This window comes from Terrisphaera buseokensis (assembly GCF_047521145.2).
Taxonomy (GTDB): domain Bacteria; phylum Verrucomicrobiota; class Verrucomicrobiia; order Opitutales; family Opitutaceae; genus ER46.
This window is the reverse complement of record NZ_CM134186.1, coordinates 5,633,853-5,654,292: the sequence shown is the minus strand read 5'-3', so window position 1 is coordinate 5,654,292 and position 20,440 is coordinate 5,633,853. Positions and strand designations below refer to the sequence as shown.

14 protein-coding genes and 1 tRNA gene are annotated in these 20,440 nt (G+C 64.7%); 8 read left to right on the top strand and 7 right to left on the bottom strand.

The annotated features are described in order from the left end of the window. Positions 1 to 50: 50 nt before the first annotated feature. A complete protein-coding gene (locus ACLJEU_RS21255; RefSeq protein ID WP_414663756.1) occupies positions 51 to 692 on the bottom strand; it encodes a DUF47 domain-containing protein in 642 nt (213 codons plus the stop codon). 259 nt (positions 693 to 951) lie between these two features. Next, positions 952 to 1,980, bottom strand: coding sequence for a substrate-binding domain-containing protein (locus ACLJEU_RS21250; RefSeq protein WP_414663755.1), 1,029 nt, complete (start codon positions 1,978 to 1,980; stop codon positions 952 to 954). Between the two features lie 99 nt (positions 1,981 to 2,079). Here ACLJEU_RS21250 and ACLJEU_RS21245 point away from each other — a divergent pair, with 99 nt between their 5' ends. From ACLJEU_RS21245 to ACLJEU_RS21220, 6 genes are all read left to right on the top strand, one after another. After that, positions 2,080 to 4,446: a TonB-dependent siderophore receptor gene (locus tag ACLJEU_RS21245; RefSeq protein WP_414663754.1), complete on the top strand. Its 2,367-nt coding sequence runs from the start codon at positions 2,080 to 2,082 to the stop codon at positions 4,444 to 4,446. A 325-nt stretch (positions 4,447 to 4,771) separates the two neighbouring features. Next, a complete protein-coding gene (locus ACLJEU_RS21240) occupies positions 4,772 to 6,535 on the top strand; it encodes a hypothetical protein (protein WP_414663753.1) in 1,764 nt (587 codons plus the stop codon). A gap of 178 nt (positions 6,536 to 6,713) precedes the next feature. Continuing rightward, positions 6,714 to 7,694 carry an ABC transporter substrate-binding protein gene (locus ACLJEU_RS21235; RefSeq protein ID WP_414663752.1) on the top strand — a complete coding sequence of 327 codons (981 nt, stop codon included), beginning with the start codon at positions 6,714 to 6,716 and terminating at the stop codon, positions 7,692 to 7,694. Beyond that, entirely contained in the window at positions 7,694 to 9,226 is a 1,533-nt protein-coding gene (locus tag ACLJEU_RS21230) for a sugar ABC transporter ATP-binding protein (protein WP_414663751.1), read from the top strand. The genes ACLJEU_RS21235 and ACLJEU_RS21230 overlap by 1 nt, the downstream gene beginning before the upstream one ends. Positions 9,227 to 9,400: 174 nt before the next feature. Then, the gene (locus ACLJEU_RS21225; RefSeq protein WP_414663750.1) at positions 9,401 to 10,360 is read left to right on the top strand and encodes an ABC transporter permease; all 960 of its coding nucleotides are present in this window, start codon (positions 9,401 to 9,403) and stop codon (positions 10,358 to 10,360) included. 103 nt (positions 10,361 to 10,463) lie between these two features. After that, positions 10,464 to 10,540, top strand: a tRNA-His gene (locus ACLJEU_RS21220). Positions 10,541 to 11,508: 968 nt separating this feature from the next. On the opposite strand, the gene ACLJEU_RS21215 is transcribed toward ACLJEU_RS21220, so the two are convergent. After that, positions 11,509 to 12,549, bottom strand: a complete 1,041-nt coding sequence (locus tag ACLJEU_RS21215; RefSeq protein WP_457795288.1) for an IS110 family RNA-guided transposase — start codon at positions 12,547 to 12,549, stop codon at positions 11,509 to 11,511. 461 nt (positions 12,550 to 13,010) lie between these two features. On the opposite strand from ACLJEU_RS21215, the gene ACLJEU_RS21210 reads away from it, so the two are divergent. Beyond that, positions 13,011 to 16,145: a TonB-dependent receptor gene (locus ACLJEU_RS21210; protein WP_414665104.1), complete on the top strand. Its 3,135-nt coding sequence runs from the start codon at positions 13,011 to 13,013 to the stop codon at positions 16,143 to 16,145. Between the two features lie 140 nt (positions 16,146 to 16,285). Here the strand turns inward: ACLJEU_RS21210 and ACLJEU_RS21205 are convergent, their stop codons facing one another. Beyond that, positions 16,286 to 17,188 carry a LysR family transcriptional regulator gene (locus ACLJEU_RS21205; RefSeq protein ID WP_414665105.1) on the bottom strand — a complete coding sequence of 301 codons (903 nt, stop codon included), beginning with the start codon at positions 17,186 to 17,188 and terminating at the stop codon, positions 16,286 to 16,288. 140 nt (positions 17,189 to 17,328) lie between these two features. On the opposite strand from ACLJEU_RS21205, the gene ACLJEU_RS21200 reads away from it, so the two are divergent. Continuing rightward, complete coding sequence (locus ACLJEU_RS21200) at positions 17,329 to 17,916, top strand: NADPH-dependent F420 reductase (RefSeq protein ID WP_414665106.1); 588 nt, start codon at positions 17,329 to 17,331, stop codon at positions 17,914 to 17,916. 128 nt (positions 17,917 to 18,044) lie between these two features. Here the strand turns inward: ACLJEU_RS21200 and ACLJEU_RS21195 are convergent, their stop codons facing one another. From ACLJEU_RS21195 to ACLJEU_RS21185, 3 genes are all read right to left on the bottom strand, one after another. Then, positions 18,045 to 19,196, bottom strand: a complete 1,152-nt coding sequence (locus ACLJEU_RS21195; protein WP_414665107.1) for an endo-1,4-beta-xylanase — start codon at positions 19,194 to 19,196, stop codon at positions 18,045 to 18,047. Between the two features lie 178 nt (positions 19,197 to 19,374). Continuing rightward, a complete protein-coding gene (locus tag ACLJEU_RS21190) occupies positions 19,375 to 19,773 on the bottom strand; it encodes a hypothetical protein (RefSeq protein ID WP_414665108.1) in 399 nt (132 codons plus the stop codon). A 3-nt stretch (positions 19,774 to 19,776) separates the two neighbouring features. Next, positions 19,777 to 20,235, bottom strand: coding sequence for a methyltransferase family protein (locus ACLJEU_RS21185; RefSeq protein ID WP_414665109.1), 459 nt, complete (start codon positions 20,233 to 20,235; stop codon positions 19,777 to 19,779). Between the last annotated feature and the right edge of the window lie 205 nt (positions 20,236 to 20,440).

Below are 20,440 nucleotides of genomic sequence, written 5' to 3'. Positions count from 1 at the left end.
CTCAGGCGGACGGCGCGGCCACGGCGCGCGCACCCGTCCCGGTGACAGCATCACGAGTGCTTCAGGACAATTTGCACCACGATGTTGCCGGCGTTGCGGCAGCGATCGACGGCCTGTTCGACCATCTCATACAGCTCCTGCAGAATGACCAGTTCCTTGGCCTCATACGGTCCGTGATAGAGCTCCTTCAACAGCGCGAGCATGACCTTGTCGGCCTCGCCCTCGGCGTATTGCAGCCGATCGTTCGCGCCCTGAATCTTCTCCAGATTGGTGCCGCCGCGCAGTTGTTTCACCATGAACACCACGGCCTCGGCGGCCTGCAGCATGAGATCGGACTGGCGTTGAAACGCCGTCGTCGGCACGCGTCCGGGATAAATCGACAGCCGCTCCACGATCTTCTCCACCTGCTTCGGAATCCGGTACAGCGCGAACGACAGCGCCTCGATGTCCTCGCGTTCGAGCGGGGTCACAAACGTCTTGCTCAGCTCCTCGGTCATCTGGTGCCGGATGCGCTTTTCCTTCCGGCGGGTCTGGATGAAGTCATCCAGCGGCACCGTGCCCGCGGAGGTGGAATCGAGCTTGTGCAGGTACTTGGAGAAGAGATCGACGCTCGTCTTGGCCTCTTCCGCCCCGGCTTCGAGGAGGTCGAAGAACTTGTCATCTTTGCCGAGCAACTTCTTGAGCGAGAGCATCCGCGTGAGTTAGCGGCGAATGTTACAAACGCGAAACATTTTTCTGGGACACGCCTCCGCCTTGAGGATCACGCGCCGCCGCCCGCAGAACGTCCTGCTGCCGCCATCCCGGTCGCGTCTCTCGTCGTCGAAACAACCTTTGGCGACGGGGCGCACAGCTGGTTGTCGGTGGTGTAGCGGGAGCATCCTGCTCCCCGTGGGGACTACGGGAGCTGGAAGCTCCCGCTACGTTCGGGTTCTCGCGCCGCCCTTCTCCGGTCTAACGGCTGCGGAGCGTGGGTCCGTCCACCCACGTGGCCTCGAGCGTGACGGTCTGCGGAAACTTCGGCACGCCGCGCTCCTGGCGGTGCAGCATCGCGACGACGGTTTCGATCGCCGCCGCTCCGAGCCGGCGGGGCGTGAGATCGAGGCCGGCGCACGGCGCGGTGCGTTCGGTGACATTCAGGTTGAAGAACGCGGCGTCAGCCGGAATGCGCACCCCCAACTCGGCCAGCCAGTCGACCATGATCTGTTGATGACCGACGATCACATCCGGGCGATGTTGCCGATACCACGTTATAAAACCGGCGCGGGTGATCTGTGACTCGATCAACGGCGGGATGCTGTGAAGGCGGGAGTTTTCATTGAAGAACGACTGGAACGCAGCGCTCCACTTGCGCTTGATGCGGGCATCCTTCCGCCGGGCCATGCACAGGCCGATCCGACGGTAGCCGCGCTGCGTGAGCTGCTCGAGCGCGTGCAACATGGAGAGATAGTGATCAGGCAGAATGGTGTGCAGCTGCGGTTGAATGAGGCAGTGATCCATCTGTACCGCCGCCAGCCGCGAAAAATCGAACTCCGAGAGATCGTGCGTCGAATGGAAGGGGAGCAGCACCGCCCCGGCAATGCCGCGCGCATGCAGGACGCCGGGCATGCGTTTCATCGAGAGCGCCGGTTCCGCCGGCCCGAGCCAGAACAACTCCGTTTGAAACCCCAGCTCCCGCGCCCGCTCCGCCGCGCCCGCGGCAATCTCGCGGTGAAACGGGAGGTAAAGCGCCCGGTTGTCCTCGTCCGCATCAATCAACGCGAGCGTGCCGCGATAGTCCCGATGACGCCCCCGCCGCACGGCGGACAGGGCGGCACCGAGCAGCGGATTGACTTCATAGCCGACGCTTCGGGCCGCGCGCTGCACGCGGAGCCGGGTGGCGGGAGCGACGCGGGCGTGATCGCGCAACGCTTCCGATACGGTGGCGACGGAGAGGTCCAGGCGTCGGGCGAGCGTCCGGAGGGTGGGGCTGCGGGGTTTCAATTCTAACGGTTAGAAATCGAAGCGATTGCCGCGTGCAACGGTATTTTCACGCTGCCCCTTCCAGCGGAGTTTCCCGCCGCTCCACCTCCCAAGCCCTGTATGAAAATCCCCTCCCGTTCTGTCCGCATCGCCTGCCTTGGCGCCGGCGTGCACGCCCTCGCCGCCGCCGGGTTCGCCGCCCAGCCGGCCCCGACCGCCCGGCCCGCCACCGGCGACGACGTCATCAAACTCGAGGAGTTCAGCGTCGCCGCAGGCCAGACCTTCGGCTACCGCGCGACCAACTCGATCACCGCCACCGGCATCGGCACCAAGATCAGCGATATTCCGATCCCGATCACGGTCGTCACCGGCGAACTGATTGAGGACGTCCGCGCCGATTCACTCGCCGAGGCCCTGACCTACGTCCCGGGCGTCGGCACCAGTCCGCGCAATGAATCGACGTTCCTCGTCCGTGGTTTCAGCGGCCTCATCTCGTATCGGAACGGCCAGTACCGCCGTCAGCTCTTCACGTCCAACAACGTCGAGCGTGTCGAGGTCGCCAAGGGCGCCGCGGGCATCTTCTTCGGCACCGTCCGTCCGGGCGGTGTGATCAACTACATCACCGCCAAGCCGAAATTCGACGCCATCTCGACCGAGCTGAAGACGACGCTCGGCCAGGACGACTACTACCGTTTTGAAGTGGCCTACAACCGGCCGCTCACGAAGCAGCTCGCCGCGCGCGCCTTCGTCAGCGTCCTCGACGCGGGTGGCGATCAGCAGTTCGAGTTCCGCCGCGATTACTACGCCGACGTCGCGCTCGCCTGGAAGCCGCGCGCGAACCAGACGCTGCTCCTGGAAGTCGAGGGCATGAACCGCTCGCGTTTCTACCTGAGTTCCTACGGCAGCCGAGCGATTTCGAACTCCCGCTATCTGTTCAACTCCGCCGTGCCCGCCGCCAACCAGACGACGACCGCGGCCGCGACCGCGACGCGCAACTGGCTCAACAGCCAGGGCTACTCCGCGACGCCCGGCGCGCCGAACTTCGTGCCGACGTTCGACATGTTCGCGCCGATCTACGGCCCCTCCGATCCGCTCGGCCGCACGGTGTCGCTCACGTCCGATGCGCGCCAGACCCAGAAGTCCCGCTCCATCGATCTCGATTATCTGCTCAAGCTGAGCGACTCCCTCGTCTTCCAGAGCAACTTGAACTACGCGTACGACAACACGACCGGCATCCAGCCCGGATCCGGTGACACGAATCCGTACGCGGACGGCACGCTGCGTTTCCAGACCGAGCACTTCATTAACATCCGCCACTCGTACAACGCCGACAACAAGCTCACGTGGCGCTTCGACGCCGTCGAGGGCAAGCACACGTGGCAGTTTGGCGAGGAATTCCAGAAAGTCATCTTCCTGCGCCCGGGCTATTTCGACTCCGCGTCGCGCTACAACAACTCGCCGCTCGGCGCCTTCGTCACCAACTACCGCGCCGGCGTGAACGCCCCGGTCAGCACCGTCGCCGGGATGAATGCGAGCGGGCAGGACTTCAACATCCGCCGCTGGACCGACGAGCGTCAGGTCTCGTTCTTCTTCGCCGGCCAGAGCAATTTCTTCCGCGAGCGGCTGCACGTCCTCTACGGCGTCCGCTACAATCGCTTCAGCCAGCGCACGACGTACAACCGTCCCGTGTCCAACACGAGCCGCGCGGGCGTGCTCCTCGACAAGGACTACGGCAACAGCGAGCCGGGCTACACCCCGCAGTTCGCCGTGCTCTACAAGATCACGCCCGAAGTCTCGGTGTTCGTCGACGGCAGTCGCGCCGTCGAGCCGAACTACGCGGTCGACGCCGATGGCGTCCCTTCGCAACCGATCGAGAGCAAGAGCTCCGACATCGGTATCAAGACCGAGCTTTTCGCCGGCCGCCTCGTGTCCACGCTCACCTACTACAGCCTCGAGCGCGGCAACCTGGCCTACAACGACGTCGCGAAACAGGCCTCCACCGGCCGCTCGCCGTACTTCATCTTCGGCAACACGGAGGCCTCGAAGGGCTTCGAGGGTGAAATCAACTGGTCCGTCATCGACGGCTACCAGCTCATCGTGGCCTACAATCACTTCACCGAGGCCAAGGTCTCGAAGTCGAACGATCCGACCCGCGTCGGCACGCCGTTGAACTACAATCCCGACACCAGCTACACGCTGTGGAATCGCTACGAGTTCCGCACGGGCGATCTCAAGGGCCTGGCCATTGGCGCCGGCCTGCGTCACAGCAACGCCGCCCGCCTGACCGGCGATCCGCAGAATGTCGTGATGATGCCGGCCTTCACCACCGGCGATTTGATGGCGTCCTACAACTTCAAGGCCTTCGACCGTAAGTTCCGCGCGCAGGTCAACGTGAAGAATTTCACGAACAAGCTGTATCGCGACGGCACCGACGGCTACTTCGCCGATCGGCGCAACGTGCAGTTCACGCTCTCCACGAAATTCTAACCGTCCCTCGCCAGAAACGTGTCATCGCCCAGGGCGGACTCACCCCAGTCCGCCCTGGCTGCTCTCTCGCCCTTCCACGCACGATGTGGCTGCGAGCGCCAGCGCGTGGTCGCACGACCGTTCGCCCGCGCTCGCCACCCGCCGTCATCTGCGATGTACTCCTACCCATCGACCTTTGCTTTCAGACCTCCAGTTCGAACGTGGCTGCGAGCGCCAGCGAGTGGCCGAATCACCACTCGCTGGCGCTCGTAGCCACGGCTGAAGGCCAAAGGCAACGGGCGCCTGATATCAGCCTTTGACCGTCCACCGCCACCGTTGTCACCCCATGAGATTCCTCGCCGCCCTGCACGTTTTCAGCTGCGTCGCCACCCTCAGCGCGGTCTCGGCCCGAGCCGCGGAACCGGCCGCGGTCGACATCGGCCGTGAACTCGTCCGCCAGAACGACGCGCAGGTGGCCGGCTGGCTGGACGTGTTGCCGGCCCGCGCCGCCCAGCCGCGGGAAGCGGCCCGCCTGCTCAAGCTCGCCGTCGCGGCGCACGCCCACGCGGAGTCGCGTTTCCACCATCAGGCACCCTTGCTCGCGCTCATCGAACGACTCGCCCGCACGTTGCAGGAACGCCAGAACGCCGACGGCAGCTTCGACGCCGAATTCGCCGGCGGCAATCCGCAGTCGCCGCCCGACAGCGCCTTCGCGCTCCGCCACATTGCGCAGGCGCAGGCCTTGCTCGACGCGGATCGCTTTCCCGCGGCGGCCAACGCCCGCGACCGCGTGCGCACCGTGCTCGATCGCGGCGCACTCATCCTGCGTACCGGCGGAGTGCATACGCCCAATCACCGGTGGGTCATCTGCGGCGCCCTGAGTCATCTCCAGACCGTCCGACCCGCGGCGGAAAACATCGCGCGCATCGACGCTTGGCTGGGCGAGGGCGTGGATCAGGATCGCGACGGACAATTCAGCGAGCGCAGCACCATCTACTCCGGTGTCACCGTCGAGGCCTTGCTCGATCTGGCGGTGAGTCTGCAGCGTCCGGCCCTGCTGGAACCGGTGCGCCGCCATCTGGAGTTTCTGCTGTTCCAGGCGGATGCGAATGGTGAACTGGATACGCTCGCCTCACGCCGGCAGGATCAACAACTGCGCGAGCCGCGCCGGCTCGCCGCGTACTACGTGCCGCTGCGGTTGCTCGCGATCCGACTGAATGACGGACGCTTCGCGGCCGCGGCGCGCGCGGTCGAGCGCGACGATCGCGCCCGCATCACCGATCACGTCGCCGAGTGGATGCAGTGGCCCGAACTCCGCCAGCCGCTGCCGGCGTCGCAACCGCTACCGGAAGACTTCGCCCACCACTTCCCGGCGTCGGGACTCGCACGGATCCGACGCGGCCCGGTGTCGGCCAGCGTGTTCGGCGGCGGCGACTGGGCCGCGATCCGCGATATCTCGTCGGGCCTCTCGACCAATCCCACGTTCTTCCGCTTTCGCAAAGGCGCCGCCGTGCTGGAGTCGGTGCGCCTCGCGCCGGCGTTCTTCAATCTCGGTTACTTTCGCAGCGACGGTCTCGAGGTGGCGGCCGACGGACGCGAGTACCGGCTGGCGCAGACGCAGCGCGCCGCGTATTACCAGCCGCTGCCGCCTGAGCATCGGCGCGCCGACGGCGATTACGCGCTGACCAACGACGGCCGGTTCTACAGCAAGATGGATTTTCCGCACCGGCCGCGGGACGAAAAGCAACTCACGTCGCGCGTCACGGTGCGCGAGCGCCCGGAAGGGAAGGGCGCCTTCGAGCTGGAGTTCGTGATCGATGGCACCGCGGGCATCGGCGTCACGATCGAATTGTGTTTCCGCGCGGGCGGCGTCCTCACCGGCACTGCGCCGCGCGACACCGAGCCCGACACGGCCTGGCTGAAGTCAGGCTACGGCCGATACACGGTGGGTGCCGACGCGATTGAGTTCGGCCCGGGATTGTTCGGCCCGTCACGCTTCAGCCTCGCCGGCGAAGCCTACAGCTGGCGCAACGGCCAGGTGCGCACGGAGGGCGTGCGCGTTTACCTTACCGGCGTGACGCCCTTCCGGCACACGCTCGTGATCCGTTGATCGGCCGGGCCGCGCGCGCGAACCGCGCGGTGGGTTTTCGACCGTCTTGACGCGGACGGACGCACGCCGAATCATCGGCCGCGGTCGCGATCAAACATCGCGTCCGTTGCGTTCTCTTCCCATCTCACGTTGTCCTTGTTGGGCGCGGCTTCACCTGCGTCCGGCTGAACCCCTCTCCATGAAAAAACTCCTCGTTGCTTTCACCCTCGCCCTCACGGGCGCTTCCCTCGCCCTCGCGGCGGAAACCTACAAGATTGCGGTCATCCCGAAGGGGACGACCCACGAATTCTGGAAGTCGATCAACGCCGGCGCGAAGAAGGCCGAGCTGGAGTTGAAGGCGGAGGGCATCAACGTGCAGATCATCTGGAAGGGCCCGCTCAAGGAGGACGATCGCGAGCAGCAGATTCAGGTCGTGGAAAACTTCATCGCCCAGCGCGTGAGCGGCATCGTGCTCGCGCCGCTCGATCGCAAGGGCCTCGTCGCCCCGGTCGAAACCGCCACCCGCGGCAAAATTCCGGTCATCATCATCGATTCCGGCCTCGACTCGAAGGCGCCCGCGGCCTCGGTCTCGACCGACAACCGCGAAGGCGGCCGCATCGCCGCCCGCAATCTGGGCAAAATGCTCGGCGGCAAGGGCAACGTGATTATGCTCCGTTATGCGGTGGGTTCCGCGAGCACCGAGCAGCGCGAGGAGGGTTTCCTCGAGGTGATGAAGAAGGATTTTCCCGGCATCAAACTGCTCGATACGAACCAGCACGCCGGTGCGACCCGTGACAGCGCCAAGCGCACCGCGGAAAATCTGCTCAACCGTTACGGCCGCCAGCTGAACGGCGTGTTTGCGTCCAACGAATCCTCGGCCGCCGGCATGCTGCTGGCGCTGCGCGATGCCGGCCTCGCGGGCGGCAAGGTGAAGTTCGTGGCCTTTGATTCGGGCGAGACCCTCAACGCCGGTCTCAAGGCGGGCGACATCCAGGGCATGGTCGTCCAGAATCCGATGAACATGGGTTATCTCGGCGTGAAGACGATGGTCGCCGTGCTGCAGGGCAAGAAGGTCGAGCCGGTCATCGACACCGGCGTGGGTTTTGTGACGAAGGAGAATTTCGACGCGCCCGAGATGGCCGACATCGTGCGCCCGCCGCTCGACAAATACCTGAAGTAATGACGACCACCGCCGCGGCTCTGCGGCTGACCGGCATCAAGAAGAGCTTTGGCGCCACCCGCGCGTTGCGCGGCGTGTCGCTCGAGATTGCGCCGGGCGAGGTCCACGCGCTCATCGGCGAGAATGGCGCCGGCAAGAGCACGCTGATGAAAATCCTCAGCGGGGCGCACGCGGCGGACGAGGGCACGATGGAGCTCTCGGGCCAGCCCTACACGCCGCTGGATCCTCACGACGCCCGGCTGAAGGGCGTCGCGATGATCTATCAGGAGCTGAACCTCGCCCTGCATCTGACGGCGCAGGAAAACATCCTGCTCGGCTCGGAGTCCGCCCGCGGCGGCTGGATCGATCGCGCCGCGTCACGCCGCCGGGCCCAGGCGGCACTCGCGCAGCTCGGCCACGAGTCGCTCGCCCTGGATCGGCCGGCCGGTGAGTTTTCGATCGCGACCCAGCAGATCATCGAGATCGCGCGGGCGCTGCTCACCCGGCCGAAGGTGCTCATCATGGACGAGCCGACCAGCAGTCTCACGCAGGCGGATACGGAGCGGCTGTTCGCGACGATCGCGCGGCTCCGCGCCCAGGGTGTGAGCATCATCTATATCAGCCATTTTCTCGAGGAGTGCCGGCGCATCGCGGATCGCTTCACGGTGCTGAAGGACGGCGAGACCGTCGGCAGTGATGCGATGAAGCACGCGAGCCTCGATCGGATCGTGACGCTCATGACGGGCCGTGAGGTGAAGGATCTGTATCCGCGGACCGAGCACGCGCTCGGCGCCGTGGTGCTGGAGACGCGGGCGCTGGCGAGCGCGCCGCGGTTGAAACGGGCGAGCCTGCAGGTGCGGGCCGGCGAGATTTTCGGCTTCGCGGGCCTCATCGGCGCCGGCCGCACGGATTTGTTGCGGACGCTGTTTGCCCTCGACCGTCGCGACGCGGGCGAGGTGGCGATCTTCGGCGCCGCGCCCGTCGGCGAATCGCCGCAGGCGCGGTGGGCGCAGGGCGTCGGCTTCCTCAGCGAGAATCGCAAGGAGGAGGGCCTCATGCTCACGCAGTCGATCGCCGATAACCTCACGCTGACCAAGCAGGGCGCGTTCAGCCGCCTCGGCTGGCTCAACGGCGGCCGCCAGCGTGCGACCGCGCGGCAGTGGATTGAGCGATTGCAGGTGAAGTGCCGCGACGCCGCGCAGCCGATCGGCAACCTCTCGGGCGGCAACCAGCAGAAGGTGGCGATCGCGCGCCTGCTCGAGCATCCGGCGAAGATATTTCTCCTCGATGAGCCGACGCGCGGCATCGACGTCGGGAGCAAGGCCCAGATCTATCAGCTCATCGGCGACCTCGCCGCCAGCGGCAAGGCCGTCGTGGTCATCAGCAGTTACCTCCCGGAATTGCTCGGGCTCTGCGACACGATCGGCGTGATGTGCCGGGGGGAACTCTCCGCCATCCGACCGCGCGCAGAGTGGAGCGAGGCTGAAATTATGCGCGTGGCCACCGGCAGTACGGACGATCTCCAGGCGAATTCGGAAGCCAGAAAGCCATGAACACACTAGAACTCCGGGCCGGTCTGATTCGTGGTTTCCTGGCTTCAGAATTAACCCTCCCCATCTCCGCAGCAGGAAATTCAGAAGCCGGAAAGCCATGAACTCATCCCAAATTTGGGCCGGCTTGGTTCCTGGTTTCTTGGCTTCAGAATTAACTCTCCCCGAATCCGCAGCATGAAAGACACCGGCAAGAAGATCATGGCGCAGGCCGGCCCGTTTCTCGGGCTCATGGTGGTAATTGCGCTGTTCTCCATCCCGACCGAGACGCGCGAGTTCTTTCTCACCTACCATAACTTCAAGACGATTTTCACGCAGACCGTGATCGTGGCGATTGGCGCGCTCGGGATGACGCTGATCATCGTCAGTGGCGGCATCGATCTTTCGGTCGGTTCGAGCATTGCGTTCACGAGTGTGGTCGGCGCGATGCTGATTCAGAAAGGGTGGGGGCCGGTGCCGGCGCTGCTGGCGATGATCGCGTCGGGCGGACTGATCGGCCTGCTCAACGGCGCGGCCATTGCCGCGCTGCGGCTTGTGCCGTTCATCATCACGCTGGGCACGCTGGGCGTCGCCCGCGGTTCAGCCAAGTGGCTCGCCGACAACCAGACGGTCAATTACGAGAGTTCGCCGATCAACACTTGGATGACGACGACGGATCCGTTCAGCTATGCGCTGCCGGCGGGCGTGTGGGTGGCGCTGGGCCTGGCGATCGCGACGTCGCTGCTGTTGCGCAACACCGTCTTTGGCCGGCACGTGTTCGCGCTCGGTTCGAATGAAGCCACGGCGCGCCTGTGCGGAATTCCGGTGACGCGATTGAAGATTGGGATCTACGCGCTGGCCGGCTGTTTCTTCGGGCTGGCGGGATTGTTCCAGCTCGCGCGCCTCCGCCAGGGCGATCCGACCGTCGCGGTGGGCCTCGAGCTTGATATCATTGCGGCCGTGATCATCGGTGGGGCGAGTTTGAGTGGCGGCATCGGGACCGTGCTCGGATCGATGATTGGAGCGCTGATCATGGCCGTGTTGCGGAACGGATCGCAGCAGATGGGCTGGCCGACGTATTTCCAGGAAATCATCATCGGCCTCGTGATCATCGTGGCCGTCTTTGTGGACCGCCTGCGGCAGGGCCGGCAGAGCTGAGGCGGGGCCTCTGCGGCTTCTGCCACGGGCTGACTGGCGAGGGGCCAAACCGGGGTTGACACGTTCTGAGCGGACCGCGACATTCCGCGTCCCTCATTTTACGGCGGTCATAGCTCAGTTGGTTAGAGCACAAGATTGTGAATCTTGGGGTCGCGGGTTCGAGTCCCGTTGGCCGCCCCATTCTTTCGCCTGGCGAAAGATTGCCCTCCGCAGCTTCAGCGCAGGAGGGCTTTTTGTGTTCAGGCGCCAAAATCGCGCTTCGGTCCAATCGTAAGTGCCCAACGGCTTGGGGCGTTCACCTCTGCGAACCTTCGTCCTAGGTTTTAGCTAGCTATTATCACGATCAACGGGCTGGGCTCACCCCGAATCTCGTGTCCGTGAAATCGGGGCAAACCTCGGGTTGACCCCCGTGCGACCATACCCCTTGGAGGTCAAATCAACGAGCGGCCTGACACTGCAGTGCGGCGGCGACAATTGGTTTGGCCCACGGCGGCGTGGCCAAGAGATTTTTCGGGGCGATGACTTTTCCCGCCCGCAGGTGCAGCAGCAAAACGAGCGCGGGTGCTTGGGTGACAAAATCGGCTTCGGCGGAGTTGCCCCACACCATCAGTTCCGCAAGGCGGGGTAGGAGCCGTATGAGATTGAGGCGGCTGTTCGCCCACCATTCGCGAATCTTTGCCTCGGGGATGTCGTGACCGCCACCGCGACCCTCGCGGCTACGCGCCGGAAGTGGTGTTCCACGAACGAGGACAGGGTCAGGGCGTTCGCGGTTCGAAAAATCCTCGTTTGCAGGATACACGACTCTACTGGGGGCGGCTGCGATGATCGCAGCGTCCGTGGTCACGTTTTCTTCTTCCGCTAGCGCCGAACGCCCTTCTCTGAGTGAAAGCGGTCAAGTGGGATTTTGAGAGGTATGGGAAAATTGGATGCTTAGCTTCCTGGGCTTTGGTGCCCCTAGCCGGGGTGAGGGGCGGCAATGAGCGCCCCGCGGGAAGATCCCGTGGGTGAAGACCGGCTTTGCGGGTGAAGGAAGAGGAGATTCCGCGATCACACTTCTCTCAGCGGCAGGCACGAGGCCTCCGGCAGGGTAATGAATCAGATCCCCGGCCCTCTATCCTGACCCAAGACGCGCATCACTGAGGATGCCGTCAGTCCGTTATGAGAGCGGCCGGGGAAGTTGGTTTGGCGACGGGGGCGTGCGGGGAGTAGTCTCGTTCCTCGGTGAGCATTTTCCAGGCGATTTTAGCCATGCGGCGGGCGACGATGGTGATGGCGTCGTTGGCGCCTTTGCCACGCAGCCGCTGCTTGCGATAGAAAGAGCCAAAGTAATCGGAGCAGCCCACGGCCACCCAGGCCGCCTCGATGAAGGCCCACTTCAGCCAGCGGTTGCAGAAGGGTAGCATGCGGCCGGGTGCGATCTTGCCGCCGGAGGCGTGGGTAGTCGGGACCAGGCCGGCGTAGGCGCAGAGTTTGTCGGCGGTCTTGAAGCGCTTGACCTGGTCAATCTCCAACGCCACGACCGGAGCCAGGATCTTGCCCACCCCCGGCAGGGTTTGAAGCCGCACCGCCAGCCGATTCGCGGCGTTGTCGGCGACGATCGTCTTCTCCAGCGCGTCGATTTGAGTTTGCAGCAGCGCGTGCAACGCGAGGTCGTCGTCCAGCAACGTGCGATCGGCGGTGGGGAGCGGGGCGCGCTTCATCCACGCTTTGCCCTGGTTGCTGAAGATGTCCTTCACCGCGGGCCGCTCCAATTGCGGGTGCCGGTCGATCACGCAGTGGATGCGATTGCGAATCATCGTGCGCAACCGGGCCAGCCAGAGGCGCTGCCGTACGTCGCGGGACGGCACGTGCACTTTCGCGACGAAGTCGCCCCGCAAGAGCGTGGCGAGCGCCTTGGCGTCGATGCGGTCGTTCTTGATCTGCGCGTCCGCGATGATGCGATTCTTCGCCGGATGCGAGAGCACGACCTTCGCCACGCCCGCCGTGTCTTCGAGCAAATCGTAAAGCACACCCCAATTCCAGCAGGCCTCGATCACCACCTCGCTGGGCGTGCCGAGTTTCTTGAAGTAGGCGGCAAAAGCCGTGGACGCGTTGCCGTCGATCCGCGCTTCGTGGAGCTTCTGGCCTTGGGCGTCCAGCGTGCAAGCCACCGAGTAACGTTTGTGATAGTCGATTCCAGTATAGATCATGGCACTTGTCATTGTAGCACCACGCACCTCGCGTCGCGCTATCCCGACTTGCCGCTCATGTTACCTGACCCCGTGAATCGAGGAGCACCGGCAGGGACGGGAACGAGCGTGCTTCGGTCCTTCTTCGAAGGTGGTTCGGACGGTGCTTCGAAAATCGGGGTGAATTCCGAAAGACCATCGAACGACCATCGAACGAGCACCGAACGATGCTCGAAGCCGGAACCGCCCGAGCCATCATCCTCCCGCCCTGGCCGCATTCGCGTCTTCGCGCTTGGTCCGTTCCTCGTTGTTTCCCGTCGGTCCGCTCGATCGCTCTTGCGGTGCATCGCGACCTTCCGCCCACTGGTTTCGAGCCGCGCGGCACCCGCGGCTTGAACCTCCTGCAGTGTGCCTGTCCGTCGTTACTGCTGCCCCGACTCCAGCTCGCTCGCAGGAAGCGACGGTTTTGACCGACCTTACCCATGACCACCTCTACCCAACACCGGCTGCTGCCTTGGCGCACGTTCCTAACCTTCGCGTGTGCCTGGCTCGCGTCCGCTCTCGCGGGCCACGCCCAGACTGCCGCCACCGGCACCGTCCAGGGCCGCGTCTTCAATCCCGCTTCGCAGGGCTACGTCGGCAACGCCGAGGTCCGCCTCGAAGGCACGAAGCAAGTTACGTACACGGAGAGCGACGGCACGTTTCAATTTAACAACGTCCCGGCCGGCCCTGCCACGATCTCCGTCGCCTTCTCCGGCTACACCACGGCGAAACAATCATTCACGGTCGGTGCCGGTCAGACTGTCGTGCGCGAGATCAACCTCGTGAGCACCGAAACGGCGGCCCCGGCCACGAAGAACGGCGTCGTCCAGCTCGCCGCCTTCACCGTCGACAGCGAGCGCGAGGGCAATGCCAAGGCCATCATGGAGCAGCGCCGGAGCATGAACATCTCGAACTCGGTTTCGTCCGACATCTTCGGCGACGTCACCGACGGTAATGTCGGTGAGTTCCTCAAATACCTCCCCGGCGTCGACATCGACTACGTCGAGTCGCAGGCCCGCGGCCCCACGCTCGGCGGCATGGAGTCCCAGTACGTTGGCGTCTCCTTCGACGGCGTCCGCACCGCCAGCGCCGACGCCAACCGCGGCGGTGGCGATGCCTCCCGCGCCACGAGCTTCGAGGGCTTTTCCATCAACGCCATCGAGTCCATCGACGTGAACTTCACGCGCACGGCCGAGGCCGATGCCGACACCCCCGGCGGCACGATCAACATGCGCACGCGGCGAGCGTTCGACACCCGCGGCCGCCGCATCGACTACAACGTCAACGCGAGCTTGAACTCCGAGGAGTTCCATCTGAATCGCACGTGGGGCAACCGCGAGAGCAAGGAAACCAAGATCAAGCCCAGCTACTCGCTCAGCTATTCCGAGGCCTTCTTCAACAACCGCCTCGGCATCCTCGCGAGCGTCAGCCGCGCCAGCAATTACGACGAGCAGTATCAGATGGCCAACACCTACAGCCGCGCCGCCACCGCCACGGACCCGCGCCCGCTCGTCGTCCGCGCGATCGCGTTCAAGGACGGCCCGCTCACCATCCTGAAGGAGTCGGCCACCGTCACCGTGGACTTCAAGGTCTCCAACCGTCTCGCGATCTCGCTCACCGGCATCTACACCTACGCCGACTCCGAGTTCTGGAACCGCACCGTCACGTTCACCGCGGCCAACGACAACGCCAACGTGAACAACGGCCGGCCCAGCATCGGCGGCGACGCCCTCACCACCGTCGTCGCCAACCGCGCCGGCACCGCCAACGCCGCCACCGTCGCCATGAGCAACGGCCCCGGCGACAAGCTCACCTACACGCGCACCATCGCTCCAAAGTTTGAATACAAGCACGAGAACTGGCTCATCGACGGTGTCTTTTCCAATTCCAGATCGGTCAATAATTACGACGGCATGGAGCGCGGCTTCGCCGGCGGCGATTCGCTCTCGCTGCCCAGCGGCTGGAGCGCGACCCGACCGAGCTCGGAGTCCTACGAATGGTCGATCCGCCAGACGTCCGGCGCGGACTGGTTCAATCTCCGCAACTGGACCGGCGGCACCCGCCTCACGAATATCGATCGCACCTGGATCACCGACATCTGGTCCGGCTCGCTCAACGCCCGCTGGACGCCGTCCTTCTTCCGGAATTTTCCCTCCGTCGTCCGCTTCGGCGGCAAGTGGGGCGAGGAGAATCGCGACAACCGCACCAACGACGCCATGGCCGTCTGGCGCTATATCGGACCGGGCGGCGATGTCGTCACGCGCGATGCCGCCGGCACCCCCACGGCCACGGCCAGCGGCAGTTGGGGCAACCTCGGTTTCCAGGCCCTGCAGCCGTTTGATCTCGGCACCACCAATGCCCTCACGATTCAGAATATCGCCGGCATCACGGGCCAGATTCCGCGCGTGAACGCCGAGCAGACCGCGGCCCTCTTCCGCTCGAACCCCGAGCAGTTCGCGAACATCGGCACGCCCGCCAACTACGCCACCGTGCTCCTGGCCGCGCGCGAAGTCCGACAGACCGTCACCGCCGGTTACGGCCAGATCCAGACCCGTGTCACGAGCAAGTTCACCGCGGTCGGCGGCCTCCGTTTCGAGCGCACGCAAAACGTCTTCACCGAACTCAATCCCCGCCTGCGCGACGACATGGTCGCATCGCGTTTCCCGATCGATGCCAACGGCCGCGCCACCACGTTCGCCGGTCTCGATTACCAGTTCAGGAGCCAGCCGCAGGTGCGGCGTCGGTCGGAGTACGACAACGTCTTCCCCAACGTGAGCTTGAAATACAACCTGCTCAGCAATTTTGACATCCAGGCCGGCTACACCAAGGCCATCGGCCGTCCGCCCATCGACAACCTCACCGGCGTCTGGAACGTCGTCGAGAATGCGGACGGATCCGTCCGCCGCGTCGACGCCCCCAACGCCGCGCTCTTGCCGGAGAAGATCGACCGTTACGATGCCCGCCTCGCGTACTACTTCGGCGGCAAGTCGCCCGGTCAGGCCACCGTCACCGCCACGCAGGTCAACACCGCCAACCTCCGCGAGACCTTCGACTACACCGCGGCCGAGTTCGGCGTGACCGACCCTGAGTTCGAAGACTACACCTTCCGTTCCACGCGCAACAGCGTCGCCCTTCGCCGCAACTACAACCTCGCCTTCGCGTATTCGCAGAAGCTCGGGTTTCTCCCGAAGCCGCTCAACGGAACGAGCTTCAACGTCTCCTACAACCGCGCCTACATGACCGCCCGGCGCAACGGCCTCGCGCCCCATCGCATCTCCTCGCGGCTCAGCTACGCATATCAGAAATTCAATGGCAACGTCGGCATGGTGTGGATCGACAATCGCCCCGACGGCATCGTCGGTCGCTACCGCCGCGAGCTCACGCAGTTCGATCTCTCGGCGAGCTGGACCTTCACCCCGCGTTACCGGGCCTACGTGCAGGCGCGCAACTTCACGGGCCGGCCCGATCTCTGGATGGAGTCGCCCGCCGGCGTGAAGGAAGGCCGGGACGCCGCCGTGCGCATCATGCAGGAATACGGCAGCCGCTGGGTCTTCGGTCTCGCGGGACGGTTCTAAGCGTCGGACTTTTCAACGAGCGCCACTCCTCGACCAGCCGTGGGACGTTTCGTCCGAAACGTCCCGTGACGCACCGGGGAGCCCGACCGCTGTGGTTTCGAGCGGTGGCCGGTCGCCTGGGTCAGCCACACTCACCCCGTTCAGCCGGATGCCCGCTTGCTGCCCTGGGCGAAAAGCGCGTCGAGCAGGTGCCGCACCGGCGGAGCCACTTTGCCGCGCTGCCAGATGACGAGTAGATCCGCGACCGCGAAGCTTTCCTTGATTGCCAGCACCGCCAGACCCGGTGCGGGACGCTCGGCGATAAATCGGGGCAGCAACGAGACACAGTGATCGGCGGTCACCATTGCACCGAGGTGCGCCATGCTCTCCGCCGCCTCGGTGACCTTCGGGCGAAACCCAGCCTTCCGGCACAGGGCGCTGAGCCAGGGCCGGTAGGCGGGAGCGTCTTGGTCGGCGATGGGAATGAACGTTTCGCCCTTTAGTTCCCGCAGAGAAATCACGGTCTGCGCGGCGAGGGGATGGTTGTCGGGGACGAGCACCACGGCCGGCACCGTCGCGAGTTTCCGCACGAAGAATTCACGCTCCATAAGGCGGCCACTTTCACCGACGACACCCACGTCAATCCTGCCCGCTCGGAGCGCGGCGAACTGTTCACCCGGCGAAGCGTCGAGCAATTGAACCCTCACCGTGGGGCTCTGTTCGCGCAGGAGGCGGAGCGCCGGGTTGAGGTAGCGCTGCGCAATCGACGCCATATAGCCGATGCGAAGCAGCGAGCGCTGACCTTGGCTGACGCGCCGCGTCGATTCGATGGCGCGTTCCACGGCGTCAAGCGGTGCCCGCATGCTCTCCAAGAAGATCCGGCCTGCCGGCGTGGGCGTGATGCCGGTTCCACTCCGATCCAGCAGGGATGCACCGATCTCAGCCTCCAGCGCTTGCACCTGGCGCGTCAGTGTCGACTGCGAAACGCGGAGGTGCACCGCGGCTTTGCCCATGCTGCCGGCCTCCACGATGGCAAAGAAGCCCTTCACGACGTTCAGGTCCACGGCACCACCTCATGCGTTTTTCGCATCACGGCAAGCGTGTCGGCGCAGTGGCCGCCAATGCGCGGGCACGGTAAAGTGAGTGCGTCACCCAGCCCCGATCAAGGGGGGCGGAACTCAAACACACCACCACCTCACTTTTTATGAAAACCACCACGATTGCCATCCTCGGTAACGGAAATGTCGGCGGCGCCCTCGCGCGCGGCCTCGCTCGTTCCTATTCCCACGTTCAGTCCGTCGGCCACGATCAGGCGGCCCAGCTTAAGGCCGCGACCCAGGCGGAGATCATCATCCTTGCGGTACCGTTTCCCGCGCTCGACGCCGTGGTTAAAAACCTCGGCTCCGCCCTCGACGGCAAAGTGGTCGTCGACGCGACCAATGCGCTCACGCCGGACTATCAGCTGGCCGTCGGGTTCACCACGAGCGGAGCGGAAGAGTTGCAGCAGAAGCTCCCGCGGGCCCGCGTCGTGAAGGCGTTCAATACGGTTTTCGCGCAGCACCTGGACACCGGCAAGGTCGGCGCCACGACGCTCACGGCACTGGTGTCGTCCGACGATGCGGCCGCAAAACAAATCGTGATCACGCTGGCGCAGGACCTCGGCTTTGAAGCCGTTGATGCCGGCCCGCTGAAAAATGCGCGACTCCTCGAGCCCGTCGGCTTCCTGAATATCCAACTCGGCTACATGCTGGGTCTGGGCACGCAGATTGGCTTCAAGCTCGTCCGCGGATGAGAGTGGTCCAGCCCAATGTCCCCGCGCAACCTGCGACTCGAATGAAAACGAAACTCACCGCGATTGTCCTTCGTGCGGTTTGTTTGCTGCGCTGAACGGCGCGGTTGCCACGGGCGGGCCGGGCGTCGTCACTTCGCAGCGCCACCGGCTTTGCCTGTTTGCAGCACCGCAAAGAACGCCGGCTTTGGCTTCAATTCGCGGTCGAAGAGGAGCGGATGATTGGTGCGACCCGCGATCGGAAAATCATTCAGCCAGCTCTGTCGATCGTCCAGGCCCCAGAACGTGACGCGCGTGATGGCGTCACGGTGCCGCTGATACACGGCAAAGAGGTCTCGATACCGATGGGCCAGCTTGACCTGGATCGCCTCGGGCAGACCGGCGGTGTACGGATCCATCGCCTGGTTTCCCGTCTCGCGTCGGCTGATGTCGGCGATGCCCGGATTCTCGCGGTAGGGCAGCACATCCACGTCGAGTTCGGTTACCATTACCGTGAGCCCCAGGCCGGAAAGGGCGGCGAGGGTCTTGTCCACGGCAGCGAGCGAAGGGTAATCGAGGTGAAAATGAGATTGGGTGCCGACGCCGGTGACGGGCACCCCGCGTGCGAGCAGGCCGCGCAGCAACGTCACGCAATTCGCCCGCTTCCTCTCATCCTCCAGCCCGTAGTCGTTGTAGTAGAGTTCCGCGTCCGGGTCGGCGTCCCGGGCAAACCGAAAAGCGTGATCGATAAAATCGTCTCCGATCAACCGGCGCCATAAGGAGTCGCGCAGAATGTCATCGCCGCTGTCGGACAGCGCCTCGTTCACGACATCCCAGCCCTTCACCTTGCCTTTATAGCGACCGACGACCGCATGGATGTGGTCACGCATCCGCTTCAACATGAGCTCGCGGGTCGCGGGCTTGTCCCCGACGCCGGCAAACACCCAGGCCGGGGTCTGACTGTGCCACACCAGGGCATGCCCGATCAGAGCCATCGCGTGCGTCCGCGCGAACTCGACATAAGCATCGGCGGCTTTGAAGTCATAACGATCCGGCTGGGGATGCAACGACTGCCACTTCAGGTCGTTTTCCGGCGTGACCGCGGCAAACTGTTCCGCCGCGATCTCTCCGGCTCGTCGCTCACGTCCGTCGACTTGCGCCGTGCTGAGGGCCACGCCGATCATGAAGTCGTCCGCAAAAACTTCGCGGAGCTTCGCGCGGGCGGCATCGGCTCCGAGTCCGACCGCAGCGACTCCGATTCCCAGCGTGAACGCCCTGACCAACCTGAGAAATCGCGAAGTCATGTCGGTCGAACGTTAGGTGCGTAACGGTGGTTCTGTCCAAGACAACCCGCATCCAACCGCACGGGCTGTTGCGTCCGACGTGGTGCCGGCGACGCCGCAATCGCGGGGATGGGGGATTTTTCAGGCGCGGTGAACGTCGTGGTGCTCGCATCGTGGAGCTGTTTTTCGTCTACCCTTGTCAGGCCGCCAAGCGCTTCGACCGATGGATCTGCCAGCCGAGGATCGCCGCCGCGGCGATGTCGTACGCGGAGCAGAACTCCGGCCACCACACCGGCACGCCGCGGTTGTCGATGGCGTGGGGATGGAAAATGTCGAAGACCCCGTGCGCCGCCAGCGCGACCACGACCAGCCAAAGACTTTGTTTGAAACCGGCCAGGGTCAGGGCGATGAATCCTGCGCCCACGATCATTTCGGCGACGAGCGCGCCGGGCGAGCCACCTATGACCGCAAACAAGGTGTAGAGGGCAGCGATGACGATCATCACCGTCGGATAGAACGCGCGGTCGCGATCCAAGCCGGTCCCGCGGGCCAGCGCGCTCACCGCGGCGGCCAAAGTCAGACCAATGAGTATGGCCATGGTTCAAATCCACCGACGCACGCGCGCCGCGTAGGAGAGGTAAGCCGGGCCGAAGCGGGCCCGGAGCGCGTGCTCTTCGGGGGCAATTTGATACCGGTTCAAGTAGAGCACAAAACCGCCGGCCACGAGCAGCGCGGCCGGGTTGGCCAGCCACGCGATTTCCGCGAGCAGCACGCCCAGGAATCCGAGATACATCGGATTGCGCGTGATGCGATAAACACCGGAAACCACCAGCGCCGTGGTCGCGGCCGGCGTGAGCGGGTTCACCGTGGTGCGGGCCCGTCGAAAAGCGGCCACACCCAGAATGCTGCACGCCAGGCCCAGTGCACCGCAGGCACCCGCCACCCCGTAGCGCGCAGGCAGTTCAAGCGCGAAGGCGGGAAGCGCGCGGGCGATGACCCAGCCCAGGCCGGCGGCGATCGCGGTGAGAGCGAGTGGGGGAAGGCGAAGATGAAGCTTCATGTTACTTTCTCCCGAGGGCTTCGCGGCGCGGCCGTGCGGGATCACGGAGGCTCAGTCGTTGTGGAAAAATCGGTGGCTTCGGATGCATGTTGGACAGTGGGTCGCCGCATGATTGCCGCGACAGTCCCCACGATAGAGTAAATGCCCGGGTTCCGCTTGAACGCCGTGGGCGAATTCCTTGAACGAATCCATTGATTCGCTTGAA